Origin of the sequence: Gorillibacterium terrae, from assembly GCF_051594785.1 — a bacterium.
Classification (GTDB): domain Bacteria; phylum Bacillota; class Bacilli; order Paenibacillales; family NBRC-103111; genus Gorillibacterium.
The window spans coordinates 76,491-99,747 of record NZ_JBPPGI010000002.1; the positions used below are offsets into that span (position 1 = coordinate 76,491).

17 protein-coding genes and 3 pseudogenes are annotated in these 23,257 nt (G+C 58.0%); 13 read left to right on the top strand and 7 right to left on the bottom strand.

Translation table 11 applies throughout. The annotated features are described in order from the left end of the window. Positions 1-412 precede the first annotated feature (412 nt). The 7 genes from ACSEXS_RS10545 to ACSEXS_RS10575 all read left to right on the top strand — a co-directional run bounded on the left by ACSEXS_RS10545 (position 413) and on the right by ACSEXS_RS10575 (position 11,437). A complete protein-coding gene (locus ACSEXS_RS10545) occupies positions 413-661 on the top strand; it encodes a (2Fe-2S) ferredoxin domain-containing protein (protein ID WP_438433190.1) in 249 nt (82 codons plus the stop codon). Further along, positions 658-2,412, top strand: coding sequence for a [Fe-Fe] hydrogenase large subunit C-terminal domain-containing protein (locus ACSEXS_RS10550; protein WP_438433191.1), 1,755 nt, complete (start codon positions 658-660; stop codon positions 2,410-2,412). Before ACSEXS_RS10545 ends, ACSEXS_RS10550 begins: the two co-directional genes overlap by 4 nt. Before the next feature lie 35 nt (positions 2,413-2,447). Further along, on the top strand, positions 2,448-3,620 hold the full coding sequence (locus ACSEXS_RS10555; RefSeq protein ID WP_438433192.1) for a SpoIIE family protein phosphatase: 1,173 nt from the start codon (positions 2,448-2,450) through the stop codon (positions 3,618-3,620). A 114-nt stretch (positions 3,621-3,734) separates the two neighbouring features. Further along, positions 3,735-5,135, top strand: coding sequence for a monomeric [FeFe] hydrogenase (locus ACSEXS_RS10560; RefSeq protein ID WP_438433193.1), 1,401 nt, complete (start codon positions 3,735-3,737; stop codon positions 5,133-5,135). Beyond that, complete coding sequence (locus ACSEXS_RS10565; RefSeq protein WP_438433194.1) at positions 5,132-6,733, top strand: (2Fe-2S) ferredoxin domain-containing protein; 1,602 nt, start codon at positions 5,132-5,134, stop codon at positions 6,731-6,733. The genes ACSEXS_RS10560 and ACSEXS_RS10565 overlap by 4 nt, the downstream gene beginning before the upstream one ends. A 488-nt stretch (positions 6,734-7,221) precedes the next feature. After that, the gene (adhE, locus tag ACSEXS_RS10570) at positions 7,222-9,843 is read left to right on the top strand and encodes a bifunctional acetaldehyde-CoA/alcohol dehydrogenase (RefSeq protein ID WP_438433195.1); all 2,622 of its coding nucleotides are present in this window, start codon (positions 7,222-7,224) and stop codon (positions 9,841-9,843) included. Between the two features lie 235 nt (positions 9,844-10,078). After that, the gene (locus ACSEXS_RS10575) at positions 10,079-11,437 is read left to right on the top strand and encodes an MATE family efflux transporter (RefSeq protein WP_438433196.1); all 1,359 of its coding nucleotides are present in this window, start codon (positions 10,079-10,081) and stop codon (positions 11,435-11,437) included. 309 nt (positions 11,438-11,746) lie between these two features. Here ACSEXS_RS10575 and ACSEXS_RS10580 read toward each other — a convergent pair whose 3' ends face one another. After that, positions 11,747-13,846, bottom strand: a complete 2,100-nt coding sequence (locus tag ACSEXS_RS10580; protein ID WP_438433197.1) for a glycoside hydrolase family 36 protein — start codon at positions 13,844-13,846, stop codon at positions 11,747-11,749. A gap of 202 nt (positions 13,847-14,048) precedes the next feature. Between ACSEXS_RS10580 and ACSEXS_RS10585 the strand changes: the two genes are divergently transcribed. Together ACSEXS_RS10585 and ACSEXS_RS10590 are read left to right on the top strand one after the other, a co-directional pair. Then, positions 14,049-14,453, top strand: coding sequence for a MarR family transcriptional regulator (locus tag ACSEXS_RS10585; protein ID WP_438433198.1), 405 nt, complete (start codon positions 14,049-14,051; stop codon positions 14,451-14,453). A gap of 19 nt (positions 14,454-14,472) precedes the next feature. Next, positions 14,473-14,907, top strand: a complete 435-nt coding sequence (locus ACSEXS_RS10590) for a pyridoxamine 5'-phosphate oxidase family protein (protein ID WP_438433199.1) — start codon at positions 14,473-14,475, stop codon at positions 14,905-14,907. Positions 14,908-15,063: 156 nt separating this feature from the next. Here ACSEXS_RS10590 and ACSEXS_RS10595 read toward each other — a convergent pair whose 3' ends face one another. Continuing rightward, on the bottom strand, positions 15,064-15,201 hold the full coding sequence (locus tag ACSEXS_RS10595) for a hypothetical protein (RefSeq protein ID WP_438433200.1): 138 nt from the start codon (positions 15,199-15,201) through the stop codon (positions 15,064-15,066). Positions 15,202-15,346: 145 nt separating this feature from the next. Between ACSEXS_RS10595 and ACSEXS_RS10600 the strand changes: the two genes are divergently transcribed. Next, complete coding sequence (locus ACSEXS_RS10600; RefSeq protein ID WP_438433201.1) at positions 15,347-16,102, top strand: 4'-phosphopantetheinyl transferase family protein; 756 nt, start codon at positions 15,347-15,349, stop codon at positions 16,100-16,102. A gap of 25 nt (positions 16,103-16,127) precedes the next feature. Here ACSEXS_RS10600 and ACSEXS_RS10605 read toward each other — a convergent pair whose 3' ends face one another. The 3 genes from ACSEXS_RS10605 to ACSEXS_RS10615 form a co-directional block, all read right to left on the bottom strand. Beyond that, positions 16,128-16,757 carry a hypothetical protein gene (locus ACSEXS_RS10605; RefSeq protein ID WP_438433202.1) on the bottom strand — a complete coding sequence of 210 codons (630 nt, stop codon included), beginning with the start codon at positions 16,755-16,757 and terminating at the stop codon, positions 16,128-16,130. 76 nt (positions 16,758-16,833) lie between these two features. After that, entirely contained in the window at positions 16,834-17,778 is a 945-nt protein-coding gene (locus ACSEXS_RS10610) for a hypothetical protein (protein WP_438433203.1), read from the bottom strand. Then, the gene (locus ACSEXS_RS10615) at positions 17,762-18,514 is read right to left on the bottom strand and encodes an ABC transporter ATP-binding protein (protein WP_438433204.1); all 753 of its coding nucleotides are present in this window, start codon (positions 18,512-18,514) and stop codon (positions 17,762-17,764) included. Before ACSEXS_RS10615 ends, ACSEXS_RS10610 begins: the two co-directional genes overlap by 17 nt. A 330-nt stretch (positions 18,515-18,844) precedes the next feature. Here ACSEXS_RS10615 and sigK point away from each other — a divergent pair, with 330 nt between their 5' ends. Beyond that, positions 18,845-19,546, top strand: a complete 702-nt coding sequence (gene sigK / locus ACSEXS_RS10620; protein ID WP_438433205.1) for an RNA polymerase sporulation sigma factor SigK — start codon at positions 18,845-18,847, stop codon at positions 19,544-19,546. Positions 19,547-19,997: 451 nt separating this feature from the next. On the opposite strand, the pseudogene ACSEXS_RS10625 reads toward sigK, so the two are convergent. After that, a pseudogene (locus ACSEXS_RS10625) lies at positions 19,998-20,695 on the bottom strand (IS256 family transposase); the annotation flags it as partial. Positions 20,696-20,907: 212 nt separating this feature from the next. Between ACSEXS_RS10625 and ACSEXS_RS10630 the strand changes: the two are divergent. Continuing rightward, a complete protein-coding gene (locus tag ACSEXS_RS10630; protein ID WP_438433206.1) occupies positions 20,908-21,441 on the top strand; it encodes a GNAT family N-acetyltransferase in 534 nt (177 codons plus the stop codon). A 327-nt stretch (positions 21,442-21,768) separates the two neighbouring features. Next, positions 21,769-21,993 (top strand): annotated as a pseudogene (locus ACSEXS_RS10635) (hypothetical protein); the annotation flags it as partial. Between the two features lie 26 nt (positions 21,994-22,019). Here the strand turns inward: ACSEXS_RS10635 and ACSEXS_RS10640 are convergent. Continuing rightward, a pseudogene (locus tag ACSEXS_RS10640) lies at positions 22,020-23,252 on the bottom strand (IS256 family transposase). Positions 23,253-23,257 lie beyond the last annotated feature (5 nt).

Consider the following 23,257-nt stretch of genomic DNA (forward strand, 5'->3'; position numbering starts at 1 on the left):
ACGCGAGGCTGCATAACGCCTTCCCGCCGCAAAACGCCTCCTGCGGAAACGTCTTCCGACCGCTGACGCACGGCGCGGAACGCCTTCCCGCCGCATAAGGTCCGCTCCGCGGCTTGGGCCCCGCTTGTAACTGACCGTCCTCGCTCCCGCCTGCGGAATGCCTTGTTCGGGCATCCCGATGAACAGAGTCCGTCCCGCCGAACATGACGGCAAACGAATAGCTCCCATTCCCTCACGAACCGGTTCATTTCGAATCGGTCAGTGAGGTTTTTCATAGTGAAAGGGTTCTCTTTTTCGAAAAAGTAAGTGAAAACTTTCACTTTAAGTCCACATCCCCTTCCGGCCTCCGGTGCTATACTTGTCACGACTAGCGAACGAAACCTCCGAAACCGGGAGGCTGGAGGTATGCCGAATGGTCTTATCCGTATGCGTGGGAAGCTCATGCCACCTGCGCGGCTCTTACTCGATCATCCATGAATTTCAGCAGCTGATCCGCGAGCACGGCCTGGAGGACCGGGTCACGCTGCAAGCCAATTTCTGCGCCGGACGCTGCCAGAAGGCGGTCGCCGTCAAGGTAGACGGGGATTCCTGCTTTGAACTGGATTCGACGGACGTGGACGGCTTTTTTGCCGATTATGTGCTGGGGGCGCTGAACCCATGACCCCCGACCCCAACCGCTCCGCCGCCCACGCTTCTCCTTCCGGACTGGTCCGGTCCTCGGAAGCCAATTGCAAAAACTGTTACCGCTGCATCCGCAACTGTCCGGTCAAGGCCATCCGGTTTAAGGGCAACCAGGCCGATGTGATGGACACCTGCATTGCCTGCGGCCAGTGTATCCGCGAGTGCCCGCAGCGGGCGATGCACGTCCCCGGCGACGCCGCCCGGGCAAGCGTGCTTCTCCGCTCGGGCGAGCGGGTCGCCGTAAGCCTCGCGCCGTCGCATGTCGCCTACGAGCACAAGCCCGGCATGCTGAGAGCCCGGCTCCGGGAGCTCGGCTTCTCCGAGATTCGGGAAACGGCCGAGGCGGCCGAGGTCGTCTCCGAGCTTTACTTGCAGCAATTTCAACGCAACCGCCGTTTGATTACGACCGCCTGCCCGGTCGTGGTCGAGCTGATCGAGCGCGACTATCCGCAGCTGCTTCCGCTGCTCGCGGGGTACGACTCGCCGATGGTTGCCCATGCCAAGCTGCTGAAGGCGATGGACCCCTCCCTCCGGGTGGTCTTCGTCGGGCCTTGCTATGCCAAGAAAAAGGAAGCGATGGCCCATCCCGGCCTGCTCGACGCCGTGCTCACCTTCGATGAGCTCGCGGATCTTGAAGCGGACGAAACGCTGTCCGGCGCTGCCGGTTTGAACTTTTCAGGCGTTTTGAAGGCTCGGAGCGCTTCGCCCGCGGAGCCGCCGCCCGCGAGGGACGCGGAGGAACGCGAGCAGCCCGCCCGCTCCTATCCGGTGGAGAACGGCGTGATCGCGGCCACCTTCGCTGGGCAGGAGCCGCCCGAATTCCACCGGGCCTATTCGGGGATCGACTTATGCAAGGCGGTCCTAAGCCGGTTGAATCCCGACGAGGGCTCGTTCTTTCTCGAGCTGAACGCCTGCAGCGGCGGCTGCGTGAACGGACCGGTCTCGGGCGAAGCTTGCGGCCTTCTGGAGAAGGAGGCGCGCGTCCGCCGCCACCGGCTTGCTCCCGCCCCGGCTTCGCGGCTGCCCCGGCTCCCGGCGGAGGCGTTCGTCCGCCGCTTCACCGACCGGCGCGTCCGCCGCGCTGTCCATTCCGAGGAAGCGATCCGCGAGGTGCTGGAGAAGTTCGGCAAGCATGATCCGGCGGACGAGCTGAACTGCGGCGCGTGCGGCTATTCCTCCTGCCGGGATAAGGCGGAGGCCGTGCTGGAAGGCAAGGCCGAGCTGAACATGTGCATGCCGTTCATGCAGGCCAAGGCGGAGTCGCTGTCCAACGTCATCATCGACAAGACCCCGAACGCCATTCTTGCCGTCAGCGAGGACCTGATCGTGCAGGAGGCGAACGAGGCGGCTTGCCGGTTTTTCGACAGCAATGCGCGGGAGATGGTGGACGTTCCGGTGGAGCTGTTCGTCGATCTCGAGGCCGTTCCGTTTACCAAGACGGAGAAGATCATGAACAAGGTCTATTTTCCCGATCGGAAAAAGACGGCGATGGTGACCATGACCTACCTGCCGGACTTTCGCTTCTACCTGCTCGTGCTGACCGATCTCACCGAGCGCGAGCTGGAGCAGGAAAAGCTGCAGCGGCTGAAGGAAGAAACGATCGAGATGGCCCAGAACGTCATCGACAACCAGATGCGGGTCTCCCAGGAGATCGCCAGCCTGCTCGGGGAGACGACCGCCGTCACCAAGGTCACGCTCACCAAGATGAAACGGCTGATCGCGCGGGATTAACCCGCGGGAGATCCGCAAGCGAGGAGGCTTATCCGATGCAAAAGGACCGGCTGCTGGCCGAGGTGGGCTTCGCCAGCCTGATCAAAAAGGGGGAGGAGCTGTGCGGCGACAAGGTAAATGTCGTTCCTTGCGAGGACTCGACCATCGTCGTGCTTGCCGACGGCCTCGGCAGCGGGGTGAAGGCCAATATTCTGGCGACGCTCACCTCGAAGATCGCCGGCGAAATGCTGAAGCACGGCGCACTGATCGAGGATGTCGTGCAGACGGTGGCAGAGACGCTGCCGGTGTGCAAGGTCCGGGGGCTTGCCTATTCCACCTTCACCATCCTCCAGGCTTATCACGACGGAACGGTGTACCTGGTCGAATACGACAACCCGCCGACCTTTCACTTCAAGGGCGGCAAGCTGACGCCCATCGCCCACAGCGAGCGGCTGATCAACGGGCGGAAGATCAAGGAAAGCCGGTTTCTCGCCGACCGGCAGGATGCGTTCCTCTTCGTGAGCGACGGCGTCATCCACGCGGGCGTGGGCGGAATTCTGAACCTGGGCTGGCAGTGGGACAACGTGGCGGAGGCGATGGAGCGGTTCATGCAGCGCGACCCGACGGCGGAAGCGGCGGCGCATTATCTGACGGAGACGTGCGAGCATCTGTACTGCATGGAGCCCGGCGACGACACGACCGCCGTCTGCGTCAAGTTCCGCCGTCCGGCTCCCCTGTCCGTGCTCATCGGTCCGCCCGAGGACTCGGCGCGGGACGAGGAAGTGGTGCGGGCGTGGTACGCGCCTCCGGGCAAAAAGGTCGTCTGCGGCGGCACCTCGGCCAACATCGTCTCCCGGCTGCTGGGCAGCCCGCTTCAGGTGGAGTTGCCTGCCGAGCCGAACGCGGAGGTGCCGCCGACCGCTCGCATGGAAGGCGTCGATCTGGTCACCGAAGGCGTGCTGACGCTGCGCAAAGCGCTGATGGCGCTCAAGGAATACGCCGAGGCGGAGGGCTTTCCGCGGGACATTCGGGGCAGCGACGGCGCGGCGCGGCTGCTGCGGCTGATCAAGGAAGCCACCGAAGTCCATTTTCACGTCGGTACCGCGATCAACCCGGCGCATCAGAACCCGCATTTTCCGGCCGATCTCAACATCAAGCTGCGCATCATCGACGAGATCGCCATGACGCTGCGCCGGCTCGGTATGCCGACGGAGCGGACGCTGTACTAGCGCCGTATTGGATAGAGGGAAATGCCGCTGCCGGTGCGGGCGCGAATGCGGGCTCGTGGGGAAGTCCGCTCGCCGTCCGGCGGCAAAACGCACAACAAGGAGTGTTAAAACGTCATGTGGGAGTTTGAAACGGATGTCGAGCGCATCCAGCATACCGTACTGACGGAGATCAGCCGGCTCGCTATCGCGCGCAGGCGGGATTTTCTCTTCGACGAGGTGCCGAAGGCCGTCATCCCGGGTTCAAAACCGCAATTCCGCTGCTGCGTCTACCGCGAGCGGGCGATCGTGCAGGAGCGGGTGAAGCTGGCGCTGCCGCAGATGGGCGAGCAGATCGTCCACGTCATCAAGCCGGCCTGCGAGCAGTGTCCGGTGCACCGGGTCTCGGTCACCGATTCATGCCAAGGCTGCATCTCCAAGCGCTGCAAGGAGACCTGCCCGGTGGGCGCAATCTCGATCGTCAACAAGCGGGCGCATATCGATTACGACAAATGTCTGGAATGCGGCCGCTGCAGCAAGGTCTGCCCGTACACGGCGATCACCGACCACCAGCGGCCGTGCAAGGCGGCCTGCCCGGTGGGTGCCATCACGGTCGACAACGGGGAAGCGGCCGTCATCGACGTGGAGAAGTGCATCAACTGCGGACGCTGCATCTCCGGCTGCCCCTTCGGCGCCATCGGCGATAAAACCTTCATCCTCGACGTGCTGGAGCTCATCCTGGAGAAAAAACGCGTGAACGCGGTCGTCGCCCCCGCCATCACCGGCCAATATCCGGGCGTGGCGCTCGGGCAGATCAAGTCGGCGCTCAAGAAGCTCGGCTTCGGCCATGTGTTCGAGGTGGCGATGGGCGCGGACGAGACGGTGCGCAAGGAAGCGCAGGAGCTCGAGGAGCATCTGGAGCGGGGCGAGCCGATGACCAGCTCGTGCTGTCCGTCCTTCGTCCAGTTGATCCGCAAGCATTACCCTGCGGCGCTGAAATACATGTCGACGACGCCTTCGCCGATGGCGGAGATCGTCGCGATGCTGGAAGAGCTCGACGCAGGCGCGCATACCGTCTTCTTCGGTCCCTGCGTGTCGAAGAAGGCGGAGATGCTTGCCACCTTCGGGCCGGGCAAGCATTATGCCATGACCATCGCGGAGCTGGACGCCTTGTTCGACGCGTTCGGCGTCGATCCGCGCGCATGCGAGGCGGAATCGATCAACGACGCCACTCGCCTTGGCCGGAGCTTTCCCTGGTCGGGCGGCGTGACCGAAGCCATCCTGGATTATCTCCAGCCGGAGGGACAGGTGCAGACGCTCGCGGCGAATGGGGCGGAGGAATGCATCCAGCATCTGCGCAAGCTGAAGTTCAACAAGATGGAGGGCGATTTCCTCGAAGGCATGGCCTGCATCGGCGGCTGTGCGGGAGGGCCGGGCTGCATCCGCGATATCCGCAAGACCGTGAAGGAAATGAAGGCATTCCGCGATGCGGCGGAGAAGCCGGTGCTCGCGGCCGCAGAAGGAGGCGGCAGGGGATGATCAACGAGACAGACATGGCGGCCCTGCGGATGCAGTTGGCCGATAGGCTCCGCCGGCGGAAGCCCGGCGGGAATAAGGCAGTTGCCGCCGGCGAGGAACCGCGGCCGCGGTCGGTGCTGGTATGCGGAGCAGGCGGCTGCGCTTCGGGCGGCGGACGGCAGCTCTATGCCGCCCTGCGCGACGAGCTGCTGCGCCGGGGTCTTGCCGGGCAGGTCGAGCTCGTTCCGACGGGCTGCCTGGGCTTGTGCGCGGAAGGGCCAGTGCTGGCGGTCGCTCCGGAAGGAGTCGTCTACAGCCGCGTCGGCGTGGCCGATGTCTGGGAGATCGTCGAGGATCATTTGCTGGCCGGAAAGCCGGTCGAGCGCCTTCTTGCCGGGTACATCGCCCCGGAGGAAGGGCTGTACTCCGCAGAAACCCGCCGGATTACCGCCCGCTGGGGAATCATCAACCCGGAACGGCTGGAGGAGGCGGTTGCCGCGGGGTCTTACCGAGCTCTGGCCGCGGCGGTGTTAAGGAAAGAATCGGTCGAACTCGTCCGGTTGGCGGACGAATTCCTCCCCGGCTTCGGCCCGGCGGACGGCGTAGTTGCCACCTTGAACGAGCCGGCTCCCGGCGTCTATCTGCGCAGCACACTGGCGGAGAGCGATCCGCATTCCTTGCTGGAGGGCTTGGCTCTTGCGGCCATAGCCGTGAACGCGCCGCTCGCGGTGCTTCACGTTCCGGCGGAGTACACGCTCGCCGCCGAGCGGCTGCGGCTCGCGCTGCGCGCGGCCGTTGAAGCGGGCTTCCTCGGCGACGGCCTGTTCGGCGGCGAAATCTCTCTGCGCGTCGAGCTCTGCGTCGGCGAGGAGGATTTCCTCCAGAAGGACGACTCCGCTCTCTTGGAAGCGCTCGGCGGAAGACGGGCGGCGCCTGCCCCGGCCGATCCGATCGATCCGATCGATCCGGCCGCTTCCGGCTGCGGCGTCTTAGGCGGACTGCGCGTCCGCATCGCCTCTCCCGAGTCGCTCGTTCGGCTGGCCTTCGCCGCATCGTCCCGGCTGGCGGCGGCAGAGGAGCCGTCCGCCGAAGAGGAGACGGTGCTGCTCGCTTTAAGCGGTCGTCTATTGCGGCCACGCCTTTGCGAGGCTTCCGCGGCGATGACCCTGCGGGAGCTGATCGAGCAGATGGGAGGCGGCCTGCCCGAAGGAGACGAGCTTCAAGCGGTCCAGTTCGGCGGGCCCACGGGCGGTCTGCTGCGGCCCGACCAATTGGAGGTTCCGCTGAATGCGGCCGGGCTGCGAGCTTGGAGAGAAGGCATGGGTGCGCCCGTGCTGACCGCGATCGGCAGCGATGAGAATCTGCTGGATGCGCTCCGTTCGGTCTACCGCTACCTGGGAAGGCATTCCTGCGGCCAGTGCAGCGTCTGCCGGATCGGGCTTGCCCGCGTAGAAGAGCGGCTTGGCGCGGCGGGAGAAGAACCGGATGCGGAGGCTGTGCGGCAGTTGGCCGCGCTCGGAAAACAGCTGCGGGAAGCCTCGCGCTGCGGCTTCGGCCGGGCAGCGGCCAGGCCGCTCCTCACCTATCTCGCTCATTTTTGCCGAGTTGAGGTGGAGTGAGCGGCTTCCAAGGGGGCTTTCACTGAGATATAGGTCACAACGAATCCGCGGGACTCCTTTTGCCAGAACGGATCACCGAAACGCGTTTCGATGAAAAAAAGCCCGTCAGTACGGGGAATTCTAGCCGTATTCATTGTCCCGGCGATGGTGCGAGGGGGAAGAGAAAGGGAAGGAAAGCGTATTCAAGAGAGATTTTTCACTTTTTTTCGCAAAACCCCCTTGTCATCCGGCTGGAAATGGAGTATATTGAACACATGAAAGACATTAAGTTCACGCAAGCTTATGGGACGGAAAAAGTCCTACTGGGACTGAAGTTGCACATCCTTTCAGAAAAGCAAGCTTAAAAAGCAGCAACGCCAACCTGGGGCACTTGCCTACGCGCTTCACGCAAGCCGCCAAGCCCGCCGCACCGGCCCTAAAGGAAGATCAAAGTTTTTTATTTAGGCTATCATGTGAATTTATTCACTACATTAAATGGAGGGATTTCCATGGCAGTGGAAGAAAAGAAATTGAAGGATTCGGCAACCGTACAGGAGACGATCAACAAGCTCGTCGAGAATGCCAAGAAAGCCCAAGAAGCGTTCATGAGCATGACGCAGGACCAAATCGACAAGATCGTTCAGGAAATGGCGCTCGCCGGCCTCGATCAGCATATGTACCTCGCGAAGCTGGCAGTGGAAGAAACCGGCCGCGGCGTTTACGAAGACAAGATCACGAAGAACATCTTCTCGACCGAATATGTCTACCACAGCATCAAGTACGATAAGACGGTCGGCGTCATCGAAGAGAACCCCTATGAAAATTATCAGAAAATCGCCGAGCCGGTCGGCGTGGTCATGGGAATTACCCCGGTAACGAACCCGACCTCGACGACGATGTTCAAGGCTCTGATCTCGATCAAGACGCGCAACCCGATCATCTTCGGCTTCCACCCGTCGGCGCAGAAGTGCTCCTCGGAAGCCGCCCGAATCCTCTACGAAGCCGCCGTCAAGCACGGCGCTCCCGAACACTGCATCCAGTGGATCGAGAAGCCGTCGATGGAAGCCACGAACACGCTGATGAACCACCCCGGCATTGCGCTGATCCTCGCAACGGGCGGCGCAGGCATGGTCAAAGCCGCTTACAGCTGCGGCAAACCGGCACTCGGCGTCGGCCCCGGCAACGTGCCCTGCTTCATTGACAAGACCGCCTATCTGGAACAGGCCGTCAACGACCTGATCCTCTCGAAGACCTTCGACAACGGCATGATCTGCGCCTCGGAGCAATCGGTCATCATCGAAGAGCCGGTCTACGAGCAAGTGAAGCGGATGATGATCGCCCAGGGTTGCTACTTCCTGAGCAAGGACGAAATTCCGAAGCTGACGGCCATGGCCCTGAACGTCGAAACTTGCGCCGTCAACCCGGTCATCGTCGGTCAGCCCGCCACGAAGATCGCCGAAATGGCTGGACTGAACGTCCCCGCCGGAACGAAGATCCTGGTCGCCGAAATCTCAGGCGTCGGCCCGAAATTCCCGCTCTCTGCCGAGAAGCTGAGCCCGATCCTCGCCGCCTATCGCGTGAAGAACGCCCAGGAAGGCATCGAGCGTGCGGCGGAAGTCGTCGCCTTCGGCGGCATGGGCCACTCGTCGGTCATCCACTCGCATGACGACGCCGTCATCCAAGCCTTCTCCGACCGCCTGCAGACCGGCCGCATCATCGTCAACTCGCCGTCGACGCAGGGCGCCATCGGCGACATCTACAACACCAACCTGCCGTCGCTGACGCTGGGCTGCGGTTCCTACGGCCGCAACGCTACCTCGTCGAACGTCACCGCCGTCAACCTGATCAACGTCAAACGCGTCGCCTTCCGCACGGTCAACATGCAGTGGTTCAAGGTTCCTTCGAAGGTCTACTTCGAGAAGGGCGCGACCCAATACCTGGCGAAAATGCCCGACATCTCCCGCGTCATGATCGTCACCGACCCGATCATGGTGAAGCTGGGCTACGTCGAAAAAGTCGAGCACTACCTGCGCAAGCGGCAGACCCCGGTCTTCATCGAAGTGTTCTCCGATGTGGAGCCGGACCCGTCGACCACGACCGTTGACCGCGGCGTCGACATGATGAACCGGTTCCAGCCGGACTGCATCATCGCCCTCGGCGGCGGTTCGCCGATGGACGCAGCGAAGGCCATGTGGCTGTTCTATGAATACCCGGACACCGACTTCCACGCCCTGAAGCAGAAGTTCATGGATATCCGCAAGCGGATCTACAAATACCCGCGCCTCGGCAAGAAGGCCCAGTTCGTGGCCATCCCGACCACCTCGGGCACCGGTTCGGAAGTGACCTCGTTCGCGGTCATCACCGACAAGAACCAAGGCAACACGAAGTACCCGCTGGCCGACTACGAGCTGACGCCGGACGTCGCGATCGTCGATCCCGAGTTCGTCTACTCGCTGCCGAAGGTCGCCGTCGCCGATACCGGCATGGACGTCCTGACCCACGCCATCGAAGCGTATGTCTCGGTCATGGCCAACGACTTCACCGACGGCCTGGCGCTCAAGGCCATCAAGCTGGTATTCGACAACATCGAGAAGTCGTACCTGACGGCCGACCCCGATGCCCGTGAGCACATGCACAACGCGTCCTGCATCGCCGGCATGGCCTTCGCCAACTCGTTCTTGGGCATCAACCACAGCTTGGCGCACAAGTGGGGAGCCGAGTTCCACACCTCCCACGGCCGCACCAACGCCATCCTGATGCCGTATGTTATCAAGTACAACGCCCAGAAGCCGACCAAGTTCGCTTCCTTCCCGAAATACACGCACTTCATCGCCGACCAGCGCTATGCCGAGATCGCCCGCTTCCTGGGCCTGCCGGCCAGCACGACGGAAGAAGGCGTGAACAGCCTGATCGAAGCCATCCGCAACCTGAACAAGAAGCTCGGCATCGAGGAATCGTTCCAACAGGTCGGCATCAACGCCAAGGACTTCGAAGCCAAGGCCGATTATCTCGCCGACCGCGCCTTCGAAGACCAATGCACCACGGCCAACCCGAAGATGCCGCTGGTCACCGAGCTGGCCCAGATCTACCGCGACGCCTTCTACGGCAAAATGGTGCCGGCAGCCAAGTAAGCAGCCCGAGATAAGCAAGATACGCTTTCCCTAACTCGCATCGCCAACCAAGCAGCAGGCCTCCGCAAGACGGGGCCTGCTGCTTTTTTGTCCGGCGAAGGCAGGCGCGGCGATACCAAGATCTCATAAGAAGAGTGCACAGAATGGCGATAGCTTGTTAAGCGCTTTCCATGATACGATGCTTCTGGTTTTCCTTAAACCAGATTAAGATACAGAAGGCAGCAGGGGGTACACGATGGAGAAGACCGAAGATTTCAAGCTGTTTCGGCTGACTTGGCCGATTTTTTTGGAGTTGTTCCTGTTTACGCTGCTCGGCTTGGTGGATACGTTCATGCTGAGCGCGATCTCCGATAAAGCCGTTTCCGGCGTCGGCGGAGCCAACCAATTCTTGTTTATTTCCGTCCTGCTGTTGGAGGTGGTCGGCAACGGAGCATCCGTTGTCGTCGCCCAATACTTGGGCTACCGGGACAAGGAGGAGGCCGGCCGCATCTCGGCGCTGGCGGTGACGCTCAATCTGCTCGTCGGCGTCGTGCTGAGCGTCCTGTTCCTGGCGCTGCACGGACCCTTGCTGCGGGCGCTCAACCTGGAGGGCGACATCCTTGTTGCGGCCGACCGCTATTTGCTGATCGTCGGTGGCGGAATCTTCCTCCAGGCCGTGATGAACGCTTTGTCCGCGGTTATCCGCGTCCACGGCTTTACCAAGGAATCGATGTACGTTTCCGTCGGGATGAATGTCCTGCACCTCGCCTTGAATTATGTCCTGATCTTCGGCCACGCGGGCCTGCCTGCGCTTGGCGTAGAGGGAGCGGCGATCTCGACGGTGACGAGCCGGGTTGCGGCGCTGGCCGTCTTCCTCTGGCTGTTCTACCGGGTGATGGAATGGAAGCCCCGGTTCAGGAATTACCTGGAGCTGTCCCGGCAGCGCGTCGGCAAGATCGTTAAGATCGGCCTGCCCTGCGCCCTGGAACAGATCGTCTACCAGTCCTGCCAGATGATGTTCTTCTACTATGTGACCTTCCTCGGCGATCAGGCGATGGCAGCTCGCCAATACGCCTCGAACCTCTCGCAATTCATCTACATGTTCGCCACGGCAGTGGCGATGGGTACCTCGATCATCGTCGGCCGTCAGGTCGGGGCGGCGCGTCAGGACGATGCCTACCGCCGCGTGTGGAAGAGCACCCGGATCGGCTTCGCCGGGACCTCCTTCATGGTAGCGGTGATCATCGTTTTGCGGGAGCCGCTCATGCGGCTGTTCACCAGCGATGCCGACGTGATCCGGATGGGGATGAACGTCCTTTTGCTGAGCCTCGTGCTCGAGACCGGCCGCTCGATCAACATCGTGATCATCAACTGCCTGCGCGCTACCGGAGATGCCCAATACCCCGTGTGGATCGGCATGCTCTCGATGGTCGGGATGAGTCTGCCGCTCGGGTACCTGCTCGTCTTCCGGCTGGATATGGGGCTCGCCGGCGTCTGGCTGGCCATCGCCGCCGACGAATGGACCCGGGCCGTCATCATGTTCTTCCGCTGGCGCAGCCGGAAGTGGGAACGGTATGCGCTCGTGTCGCATGAGCCTGCGAGCGCGGAGGCTTAATTCCTTGAGGTTCGGCGGAAGGAAACGGGGTTTGAAATAGCCGAAGCGAAAACGGGATGGAAATAGCCCGAATGGAAACGGAATGGAAATCGTCGGCGGGTAAGTCGGAATCGGCAAGCGGAACGGAAGCCGAAATGGAAAAAAGAGCGGAAGCATCCGCGCAACAAGCCCTCCCGGCCGGGAGGGCTATGTTCGCTTATACGAGAAACCGCCTCTTTAGTCGAAAGAGGCGGTTTTTGCAGCATGAGCCGCCGCTTATTGGCGGGCGCCGATCCGCTTACAGCGGCAGGGAACCGGGCGGCTTACCGATTAACCCACGACGCGGATTTCAAGCAGGCGAGCGGTCTTCGGCTCGGGCAGCTCGACGGTGAGCAGACCGTCGGAGAGGTTCCAGCTCCAACGGACGGGGGAGCCGCTCGGGTAGCCGGTCGTGACCTCGATCTCCTGCCCGGTTAAGGCGGGCAGCGGCAGTTGCACGGTGCGGCTGCGGCCGCCGATATGCCAGACGGCCAGGAACCTCCGGTCGCCGTGCCGCAGACCGAGGCTCATCCAGTCGTCCTCGGCGGTCGGCAGGCCGAGCGGCCAGAAGGGCAGCGCTTCGGGAATGAAACCGCGAATCTGCTTGTAATAGTCGAGCGCTTCCTTCACCAATTCCTTGCGGCGCGGGCTCAGCTCGGCCAGGTGGCCGCTTTGGTGAACGCGCAGGAGCAGGGCGTTCACCATATTGAAGATCACTTCTTCGTCGTCGCCTTCGCGCAGCGGGTAAGACCAGACGGCCGCCTGCTCCGGCGTAAGGGCGGCCGGGGCCGTCGCCGCGATCTGGGCATACTTCACGTAGTCGTCCTGATCGCTGGTCGATTGGATACTGTAGCGGCTCAGCATGGCGTAGTCGATGCGCATGCCGCCGCTGGAGCAGTTCTCGATCACCAGCTCGGGGTAGCGGGCGAATTGCCGGTCCAGCCAGGCGAGATAGGCCCGGTTGTGCTGCAGGAGCCCGTCGCCGAAGCTGTCGGCATCCGTCTCGGTGCCGATGCCGGCATTGATGTTATAGTCCATCTTGATATAGCCGACGCCGTAATCCTCGACCAGCCGGCGAATGACCTCGTCGGCATGCGCGACCACGGCGGGGTTGCGGAAGTCAAGCTGATAGCGGCTGCGGTCCTTGACCCGCTTGCCGTGGCGCATGAAGAACCAACTGTCGTCGGTCTCGGCGACCTTCGGGCTGTTAATGCCCATGACCTCGATTTCCAGCCACAGGCCGGGCACCATGCCCCGGCTGCGAATGCGGTCCATCAGGAACTTGATCCCTTCCGGGAAGCGCTCGGAGGAGGGCAGCCATTCGCCGACCCCGTCCCACCATTCGCCGGCGGAGTACCATCCGGCGTCGATGCAGAAGTACTCGCAGCCGGCTTCGGCGGCGGCGTCGATGAGAGGCAGCAGCTTCTCCGTGGTCGGATTGCCCCAGAGGCAGTTCATGTAGTCGTTGAAGATGATCTGCAGCCGGCGGTTGTCGTCGTTCGGACGGCGGATCCGTCTGCGGTAGAGGGTGAGGGCGGCTGCGGCGGCCTCCGCTCCGCCCAGCGCTGCGCCGACAGCGACCGGAACCGACTCGAAGCGGGCGCCTGGCGCAAGCTGCTTCAACCAGTGATGGTCATGCTCGTTGGGACCGCTAATGAGCAGTGAGAGATGGTCAAACTGGTCGAACAGCTCCCACTCCCACGAGCCGTTGTGGTCGATCTGCCAGAACAGGCAGGAACCGGTCTCCCGGTTCTCAAGCAGAGCCATCGGAATGAATTCCGCCGCCGCCCAGGAGCCGGAGGTGGAGAGGGCAATCCGGCGGGAGCTGCGGCTGGTGAGCTGCGACAGCCCAAGCTCGGGCAGCGAATAGGTCCGCCACTGCATCTCCGACTGCCAGCCGTTGTACATATACGACACCGCCATTTTGTCATCGCGGCGCGAAGACCCTTCCTTGGCAAGGCCGGTCAGGGAGAAGGAGGAAACATATTCGATATCGAGGGCTTCCGTTCCCTGGTTGACGAGCTCCGTCCAGCTCCGCATGACGGAAATGCCATCGTAGAACTGATAATGCAAAGTAGCGGCAAGTCCGGTCTCCGGGTCGCGGAGCGTAAGCTCCAGCTTGCGGCCGATGGCGTTGCGGCTGTCGCTATGGCCGGCGAACTTCATCCGCAGGCCGGGGTAGGAGGCGCGGTGAAGCTGGCCGTGATATTCTCCGCGGTCCTCGCCCGACGCTTGCAGCTCCAAGGCGCGGAAGCCCTGCCGCTGTTCGGGCAAAATAAGCTTTTCCTCCAAGGGGGCTGCCCCCGCATGGAGCAGCAGCAAGTCTCCGTCCGGCTCGACGGCGAAGACGAGATGGATTCCGTTTTCGTGTATGGCGATCGTTTGGCTCATGCTTGAACTCCTTCTTGTCCTTCCAAATGGGCAGACGCGTTGTGTTAGCCTTCGTTAGTGAATGGTTAGCGAATCATACTAAATGTATACCAACCTCTTGCGCGGGTCAATGAAAGGGAGTACACTTGGTTAGGTGAACAGTACTATATAGTATTATACGATATAGAATGGAGGCGATACTACGAAGTCGAACGGCGGGTTTTTGATTTCGCGGGTTAAGCAGCTTCAGGCGCGGGCGTTCGAGCGGATGCTGAAGGAGAGCGGCGTCGACGCCTTCAACGGGGCGCAGGGCCGGATTCTCTATGTCCTGTGGGAGAACGGAACGCTCACCATCACCGAGATTGGACGGCTGACTTCGCTGGCAAAAACCACGCTGACCAGCATGCTCGACCGGATGGAGGAGAGCGGGCTGGTCGAACGGACGCCGGACAAGCGCAACCGCAGGCAGATCCTGGTCTCCATCACGGACAAGGCGAGGGACTACCGCGAGCGGTACGACCGGGTTTCGGAACGGATGAACGAGTTGTTTTACCAGGGCTTGTCCGAGCCGGAGATTGCGGAGCTGGAGCGGATGCTGAACCGGATCATTGCCAATTTGGAGGAATAAACTCGAGGAGGAGCTCGGAATGGAACAGACGATTCTCAACGATGTGACGGCGCTCGTGGAAGGAAGCCGAGACGCGATGGTAAGCTCGATCGACGATGAAGGGTATCCGAATACAAAAGCCATGTTTCGGGTGAAGAACGAAGGGCTTCGGACGTTCTGGTTTTCCACGAACGTGTCGGCGATCCGGACCGGTCACTGGCAGAAGCGCCCGCAAGCGAGCGTCTATTTCGTCGATTCGGAGGGCTTTCACGGCTTGATGCTGACCGGAGACATGCAGGTATGCACCGACAATGAAACCAAGCTGGCTTTTTGGAAGGAGGGGGACGAACAGTATTATCCGCAAGGGCCGGAGGACCCCGATTACTGCATCCTGCGGTTTACCGCGGAGCGGGGCAATTATTATCACGGGCTGAGCAAGCATTTGTTCCGTACGGAGGACATGCCGGAGGGATAAGCGATGCTGCGCCGTCTTGGCGCTGAGCCGTCCGAGAGGCGGGAGGCGCAAAGCGGGGCATGGCTGCCGGATTGTCCATGAGTTCCTTTCGATACGCGTCAACCGAAAACGCGCCCTGCCGGGAGATAAGACCGGCCGGGCGCGTTTTGCTTCCGCCTATACGGACGGCCGGTTGGGCTGGTGGAACTTGCCGATGTTCGTGTTGGTGGTCGGATGTTCTTTCGTGGTCTCCGCCTGCTCCGCTTTGTCGGCCATGGATTGCATGTCGGCTTTGAGCGATTTCTTTTTGCCCATTGAGCGTTCCTCCTCGTCGAGATAGCCTTGCGGTAATAGTATGGTTACCTGTTCTTTTGCGATTCGCAGAAGGGCTGCCTTTTTTCGGGAAACGCCGGTATAATAGACATGCAGAATTCCAATATGGGGAAAAAGCGAGGGTTATATGGAAGGGGAAAATGAGGAAATAGCGGGTAAAACCCGAATCGATGAAGAAGAGCGGCTGCCCATCCGGGTGGATGCGGTCAACCTCAATGATTATTCCGGCTGCGAACCGTGGTTTGAACGTCTGCTGCATTGGACGAGTCCAGCCAAGCAGAGCAGAATACGCTGCTTTCGAAGGAGAGAGGACGCATGGCGGAGTCTGCTGGCGGATATCGGCATCCGAACGTCGCTGAGCAGGCAACTGAATATCCCGCTTGGCCGGATTGAGTTTGAAGTCAACCCCTATGGAAAGCCCGCCCTGCGAGATAACGGGGAACTTCACTTCAACGCCTCCCATTCGGGCGAGTGGGTCGTGTGGGCAACGGCAGGGCAGCCGGTCGGCATCGACATCGAACAAATCCGGTCGATCGAGCTCGACATTGCCCGGCGATTTTTCTCGGCCGACGAGTACAGGGACTTGCTGAGCCGGGATAGCCGCGACCAACTGTCCTACTTTTACGATCTCTGGACCTTGAAGGAAAGCTATATCAAGGCGGTTGGCAGGGGATTATCCCTGCCTTTGAACTCGTTCTCCTGCGGCTTGGACGAGGAGGGGCGGGCGCGGGCCGGAACGAACACCGACGGCTGGCATTTTAAGCAATACCGGATCGACGGGAACTATAAATTGTCCGTCTGCGGAAGGGAAGCTGCCTTTTGTTCGGAGGCTCGCGTCTGGACATTGGAGGAATTGTGCCGCGAGGCCTGCCTTCTGGCCTGAGCCGACCCGAAGCTGACGGAAGTGCCTACTTTAACTCCCGTTTCTTCACGAGAAGGAAACAAACGATCAGACCCGCCGCGATATACCCTACACTGATGCATGCAGCGGACAGGGCTCCTGCCCATTCACTCCAAAGGGCAGGGTCCATTTGCAGATAGGGCGGGTAAAAGCGAAGCAAAGCGGTCGGCGTCCCATGCTCCATCAGCTTTTGCATCGCATAGGTAAAAACAGCCGTTGTCGCCACGCTCGCAAACAGATCGCGAATAACGAAAGCAACCACCAGTGGAACGGTAATCGTGGCTCCGTTCAGCAAGGAAAGGAGTGCGAGTTTTTCCACCATTCCTTCCTGAAAAGCGACCCCGCCATAGCTAACCCACACGGCGCCTGTGACCGAAATCGCCAATGCCGCCACCCCAAGAAGATAATACCCCAGCGCTTTTGGCATAAGGATTCCCGCTCGGCTGTAGCCTAGGCATACAGGGATTGAGAATGTCCGGTTATGATTATCCAGGCTGACGAATGCGGGAGCAAGCAGGATGCCGGCCCACATCGACAAGCGAGGATCGGATAGCGTATGATTGGCAACGACCTCGAGGGGAAGCCCAAGGAAATGACGACGGTCCAAATAAGCGAATAGCATCGCGATGGCAACCATAACAGCCAAAGTCCCCCAAATGGCACGATCTCGGCTAAGACGATACAGTTCAAATTTGAATAGTCTCATCGCACCCTCACTTCAACGAAATTCGGCGGAAGAGCAGGTTAGCCCCCGTAAACGCCGCGATGAAGATGGCAACGGTGGTAAGCAGTGCAGGGAAAAACGCCTTTGCCGAAAATTCCGTTGTCCAGAGAGAGGGGGTGAGATAGGCATCTAAAACATGCAAATCAACGATCGCTTTATTGCTAAGAAACTGCGTTGAAAATAGGATGCCGGCCCCTACGGATTTGATCACATCCCGGAAGATAAAGGGGAAAATCACCGTCAAGCAAAGAAATCCGAGATCAACCATGAGGCGGGTCGCTATGCAGCGCATCACGTAACCCGAACCAAGCACCAACACGTTTGGGACGAAGGTAGCGATTGCGGCCGTTGCCAAGACAAGCGAGAATAGAGTTGCCGCGAGGAGATAGGCGCAGAATTTGCCGGCAAGGATACGGGGGCGACCGATGCCCGCGAGTATATATGCACTGAAGCCGCGGCGCGTAAAATCCTGACCAAAAAAATAGACGGAAAAGAGGATGCCGAGAAGCGCAATGGCGGCATCGTCGTTAAGGAGTCGGTCAAACCTCCAGGATTCCTGCACATGTTCCGCATCCGCGGGATAGTAGGTATCTTCGATATATTGTTTGGACTCATGGCTCTTCGTAAGCAGCCAACCGTATTCGCTGTGCAGCGTACCTCCCGGCTGAAGCAATGGCTCCGCCTCGGTGGCAATCAAAAAGGTTTCTTCTAACGTATCGTATTTGGCAAAATAGCCTGATGCGATAACGGCTTGAATGGCGCTGGTGTAGGATTCGTTAACGGGAGAATGGTAGACAAGCACCTGGTGTGCATCGCGTGAACCGACTCCCATGCCGGTCATCCCGAGGGACAAGACGGCGAAAATCAGAAACATGGCGCAGAACGGAAGGTTATGGACGGCCTTGTACAGCTCGGATTTAAAGACGCGAAACACGGTAATCCCCCATCCCAAATACATCGTGCTGAACGAGACGGCGAAAATAGGTTTCAAGGTCTCCGTTCGCTTTTGCTCTTAGTTCTTCCGCCGTGATGCACTCGACAATCTTTCCATAGTCTATGAAAATATAATCGGTGGCCAGCCCTTCCAACCGGGCAAGCAAGTGGCTGGAGAGCAGGATCGTCATCCCGTGCTCGCGGCAGAGGGCGGCAAGCCGTTCGCTGATCTCGTCCATCCCTTCCACATCCAAGCCATTGAGCGGCTCATCCAGGATAAGGAGCTCCGGCTTCCCCAGCAGCGCTGCCGCGAGACCGTATCTTTGCTTCATACCGGTGGAAAAGTTGCGCATGCGGCGGAAGCGAACCCCGGCCAGCCCGACCAGACGAAGAAGTTCGTCGACCTGCCGCTTGTCGGAGCCGTCGCGGAGCATGCTCTGGGCAAGGAGATTCTGGCGGGCGGTCATATCCGGATAGAAGACGGGGGCTTCAATCAGGGCTCCGATACGCTGCCGGGCCTTTTGCAGACCCTTTTCGTCCTCGGCTCCGAACAAACTTATCCTGCCGGAGGTGGGATAACCCAGCCCGCAAATCATCCGCATGAACGTCGTCTTTCCTGCCCCGTTATTCCCGACAAACCCGTAGATTTTTCCCCGTTCCAGGTCCACATTCACGTCATCTAAGGCCGTGTGCGAGCGAAATCGTTTTGTAAGACTTCGAGTTGTAAGCACATTCATAAAAATGCGGCTCCTCACCATTCAGAATTGCTTTCCCGCTTATGTATGCCGATCTATATGCTGATCAAAAATCCGGTTCGTTCCTTTGCTTCCTTATTATAGCACGCGATAGCTTTAGGTGAGGGAATTTATGCGCGGCATGAAGGAACCGATTAGGAATCGAAGTCTGCGGGGCGGTTGGAGCAGGAGGAGTCAGCTTCAGGCATTCTTCTCGTTCGGCCAGTCCCCGAACAGGCACTTCCGGGCTCCCGCCCACATACAATGAAATGACCATGAACCCGTGAGGCATCCGGATCGGTTTCATTGTACATCCGCGGGAGGTATCGCCCCATGCCGGGACTGCTTGGAACCATAGCCCTGTTCATCAAGAACCTGTCGCTTCTCGTTTCCTACGTCAAGAACAACGCCTTTCCCCAGCCTCTGTCCGAGGAAGACGAGGTCAAGCACCTCAAACGGATGCAGCAGGGAGATCCGGTATCTCGGAACCTGCTCATTGAACACAACCTGCGTCTCGTGGCGCATATCGTCAAGAAGTTCGACAACACCGGCGAGGACCTGGAGGACCTGATTTCCATCGGCACCATCGGGCTGATCAAGGCCATCGAATCATTCTCGCCCGATAAAGGCACGAAGCTGGCCACCTTTGCGGCTCGGTGCATCGAGAATGAAATCCTGATGCACCTCCGTTCTCTGAAAAAATCGCGCAAGGACGTGTCCCTTCACGACCCCATCGGAACGGACAAGGAAGGCAATGAAATCACCCTGATCGATATCCTCGGCACCGAAGCGGACGATGTGGCGGAGAAGGTTCAGCTTAAGATCGAGAAATCGAAAATCTACGCTCATCTCGATATTCTCGACCCCCGCGAGCAGGAGGTGATCCGTGGGCGGTTCGGGCTGGATACGGGGGGCGAGGAGCGAACGCAGCGGGAGATCGCCAAAGAGCTCGGCATCAGCCGCAGCTATGTCTCACGGATCGAGAAACGGGCCTTGATGAAGCTGTATCATGAATTTTATAAGGCGAAGCGATGAGTGAAGGGACTTTGAATTCCAGGAGGGGATACCCTCCTTTTTTTATTGCGGACACGACATTCCGAATGAGTACTTCTCTTATCAATCAGCTGATGATCTTTTATTAGGCGTTTTTTGTGTTTCCGAACATCTGTTTACTGACAGAGAAGGGTCAATGTTCTTTGATATATTATGATGAAAGTTGCCGTAGGAGTTGATTATGTTGGAGCAAAAACTTCACTCGAATGTCATTCGCTATTGGAAATGAAATACGGGTTGCATACTTTCAAATGGATTCTGATCGGGTGCATCCCGTTAATGATCAGGATATTTTGGTTACCTGCCTGGGGTGGTTAACCCTGATTGCCTGTCTTGTGATTTCATTATTCTTCATTAATAGACTCGCCTTCATTTGCTTCGGTGTCTACAGAAAGTACTCTCGGAGAAGCTATCTCTTAGGAGATGACGAGCTGATGATGCACTTCTGGATGTCCACACAGGTATTGAGGATGTCCTGAACGCCACGATTCTTTAGGTCATTCAAGACGCTCAGCCAGAACTTGGCGGACTCGTTCTCCCCAATCCACATGCCAAGCACATCCTTGTTGCTGTCGAGGTCGATCCCGATGACCAAGTAGGCTGCCTTGTTGACAATGACTCCGTCCTGCTTGACCTTGAAGTGGATGGCATCCAGGAAAACGACGGCATAGACGCTCTGTAGCGGCCGATTCTGCCACTACTCACCAGAGGCAGAACCTTGTTCGTCACGTTGGAGATGAACCCCGGGGACATGTCCAAGCCGTACACGTTCTGCAGGTGATCCTGGATTTCTCGGGTGCTTACGCCTTTGGCGTAGAGAGCGATGATCTGGTCCTCGATGCCCGTTACGTTGGTCTGATGCTTCTTCACGGCCACCGGCTCAAACTCGCCTTGCCGGTCGCGGGGAACGGCGATCTCTTGCTGGCCATACACACTGGAAATCCGCTTCTTACTTTTGCCGTTGCGGCTGTTGGTGGTCTTCTTGTTGCCGACGTCGTGCTTCTCGTAGCCCAGGTGTTCGTCCATCTCGGTTTCCAGCAGTTCCTGCAGTGTGTCCGCAAACAGGTTCTTCAGGGCATTCTGCGCGTCCTGTGCGGTCACTACGTTGTTCTCCTTGATGAATGTCCGCAGTTGTTCCTTGCTCTACATTCCTATGTATTCTCCCACCTCTCGTTAGTTCCCATTTTACTGGGTTTGGGAGTTTACACAATCCAGTTTACAAACTCCAAAATTATGTAATTTGATGTATTATTTATATGGCAATTAGTATACAATTTGTGGTAGATCGTGACGTAAGTAATATAGTGATAAATAGAAAACTTTGAAGTTATAGAGGTGAACATATGATAAAATTTATTGATTTAGCTGTTAATAATATTACTTCTAATATGTTTCTAAATTTTAATCATCATCAGATGATAACTAAAAAATGGGTGCATAGTAACAACAGATGGGAATTAGTAGATGCTTCTGATTTGCGTGAGTGGGACAAAGAAAAAAGAATATGGATAACAGAATATCTTCGACAGCAGATAGAAAGAGGTGGTTCAACTGTTGTTGCGTATGATGGTGATGTTCTTGTTGGATTTTGTTGCGTGGATGGTTATTTGCTTGGTAAAACAGCTAAGTATGCAAATTTGACAATGCTCTTTGTAGATGACAAATGGAAAAGAAACGGTGTAGGTAAGAAGTTATTTGGAGAAATCTGTGAACGTTCTGTAAAAATGAAAGCGGATAAACTTTATATTTCAGCAATTCCATCTTTTGAAACGGTTGAATTCTATTTCAATGTGGGGTGTGAGGATGCAAAAGAAATGATCTCAGAGTATATTGATACAGAGAACGATAGATACCTTGAATATTCATTTGCAACATAAATGTTAACATAAATACCAAGCTGTAGAAATAATTTTGATTCACAACAGTTATCAACTGTTAACATTATATTATTTATATTTTGTGTAGGAGGAATGAAATGGATAAACGAAAAATTGAAAATTATATAAGCGATTAATTATCTTTGGACGGCCAAAAAATAGCATTAGATTTTGTCGATTATTTGAAAAATAATGAAATAGAATTTGTTCGGGAAAGTGGTTATTGGAAAGATAATTCGAATCAGGCGGTGAGGCATGTGAGCCGGATGAAGGACTTAAATAAGTTCATCAAGCTAACAGGGGATCGGGCGAAATTGGATAGATCAACCCGAACGTTACAAAGTAAGTGCCGGAAAAGAAGCAATTAAGATTGTAAGAGATTGTATTCGGAACAAACGGGATTTTTCAATCGAGACGACTTTGGCAGGCGGTAACGTCATTCGTCAAATGCGTGAAGCGAAGAGTAAAGGCTTTGAAGTTGTTATGTTCTATGTTGGATTAGGTGATTATCGATTGAATATCGAGAGAGTCGCTGCCCGGGTGAAAAACGGGTCTGTCAATAGTTTTGTATATAATCATTATAGAGAATTCTCCCCGAAAGGGAGAATCGTCTCTAACGGTAAGTGCTGACCGATCCGATCCGGGAAGAAGACGGACAACTGGAGGAGCATTTGTCCCCAGTTCTGGACGCGGCCTGTCCACTTGCGGGTGACGTCCATCGTGACGAGATAGAGCATCTTGATCAGCGCCTCATCGCTGGGAAAGATGCTCTTTCCCTTGGTCACCTTGCGAAGCTGCCGGTTGTAGCTTTCGATCATATTGGTAGTGTAGATCAGCTTGCGAAGCTCCGGAGGATACTTAAAAAAGGTGGCGAGCTCGTCCCAGTTGGTGCGCCAGAAGCGGATGATGAGCGGATACTTGGTGCCCCAGGTCTCCTCGAAGCGGTCCAGCTCCAGCAAGGCCAGGTCTTCCGTAGCCGCTTTGTAGATCGGCTTGAGGTCGGAGGTGACCTTCTTCAAGTCCTTGTAGGAGACGTAGCGGGTAGAGTTGCGGATCTGGTGGATGATGCACTTCTGGATCTCGGCCTTTGGGTAGCAGGCGGTAATCGCTTGGGAGAAGCCGGTCAGGTTGTCCACACAAGTGATGAGGATGTCCTGGACGCCCCGGTTCTTCAAGTCATTCAAGACGCTCAGCCAGAACTTGGCGGACTCATTCTCCCCAACCCACATGCCGAGCACATCCTTGTTGCCGTCGAGGTCGATCCCGATGACCAGGTAGGCTGCCTTGTTGACAATCGCCCCGTCTTGCTTGACCTTGAAGTGGATGGCATCCAGGAAAACCACGGCGTAGACGCTCTGCAACGGCCGATTCCGCCACTCCTTCAATAGAGGCAGAACCTTGTTCGTCACATTGGAGATGAACCCCGGGGACATGTCCAAGCCGTACATATTCTACAGGTGATCCTGGATTTCTCGTGTGCTCACGCCTTTGGCGTAGAGGGCGATGATCTGGTCTTCGATGCCGGTCACGTTGGTCTGGTGCTTCTTCACGACCACCGGCTCAAACTCGCCTTGCCGGTCGCGGGGAACGGCGATCTCTTGCTCGCCATACTCGCTTGAGATCCGCTTCTTGCTTTTGCCGTTGCGGCTGTTGGTGGTCTTCTTGTTGCTGACGTCGTGCTTCTCGTAGCCCAGGTGCTCGTCCATCTCGGCTTCCAGCAGTCCCTGCAGCGTGTCCGCAAACAGGTTCTTCAGGGCATTCTGCGCGTCCTGCGCGGTCACCACGTTGTTCTCCTTGATGAATGTCCGCAGTTGTT

Excerpts from the sequence above, each read along its gene's own strand:
- ACSEXS_RS10615 (WP_438433204.1), bottom strand. The coding sequence starts at position 18,514 with ATGAATGTGCTTACAACTCGAAGTCTTACAAAACGATTTCGCTCGCAC.
- adhE (WP_438433195.1), top strand. The coding sequence starts at position 7,222 with ATGGCAGTGGAAGAAAAGAAATTGAAGGATTCGGCAACCGTACAGGAG.
- ACSEXS_RS10545 (WP_438433190.1), top strand. The coding sequence starts at position 413 with ATGGTCTTATCCGTATGCGTGGGAAGCTCATGCCACCTGCGCGGCTCT.
- ACSEXS_RS10600 (WP_438433201.1), top strand. The coding sequence starts at position 15,347 with ATGGAAGGGGAAAATGAGGAAATAGCGGGTAAAACCCGAATCGATGAA.
- ACSEXS_RS10575 (WP_438433196.1), top strand. The coding sequence starts at position 10,079 with ATGGAGAAGACCGAAGATTTCAAGCTGTTTCGGCTGACTTGGCCGATT.
- ACSEXS_RS10550 (WP_438433191.1), top strand. The coding sequence starts at position 658 with ATGACCCCCGACCCCAACCGCTCCGCCGCCCACGCTTCTCCTTCCGGA.
- ACSEXS_RS10555 (WP_438433192.1), top strand. The coding sequence starts at position 2,448 with ATGCAAAAGGACCGGCTGCTGGCCGAGGTGGGCTTCGCCAGCCTGATC.
- ACSEXS_RS10605 (WP_438433202.1), bottom strand. The coding sequence starts at position 16,757 with ATGGTTGCCATCGCGATGCTATTCGCTTATTTGGACCGTCGTCATTTC.
- ACSEXS_RS10565 (WP_438433194.1), top strand. The coding sequence starts at position 5,132 with ATGATCAACGAGACAGACATGGCGGCCCTGCGGATGCAGTTGGCCGAT.
- ACSEXS_RS10580 (WP_438433197.1), bottom strand. The coding sequence starts at position 13,846 with ATGAGCCAAACGATCGCCATACACGAAAACGGAATCCATCTCGTCTTC.
- ACSEXS_RS10595 (WP_438433200.1), bottom strand. The coding sequence starts at position 15,201 with ATGGGCAAAAAGAAATCGCTCAAAGCCGACATGCAATCCATGGCCGAC.
- ACSEXS_RS10590 (WP_438433199.1), top strand. The coding sequence starts at position 14,473 with ATGGAACAGACGATTCTCAACGATGTGACGGCGCTCGTGGAAGGAAGC.
- sigK (WP_438433205.1), top strand. The coding sequence starts at position 18,845 with ATGCCGGGACTGCTTGGAACCATAGCCCTGTTCATCAAGAACCTGTCG.
- ACSEXS_RS10630 (WP_438433206.1), top strand. The coding sequence starts at position 20,908 with ATGATAAAATTTATTGATTTAGCTGTTAATAATATTACTTCTAATATG.
- ACSEXS_RS10560 (WP_438433193.1), top strand. The coding sequence starts at position 3,735 with ATGTGGGAGTTTGAAACGGATGTCGAGCGCATCCAGCATACCGTACTG.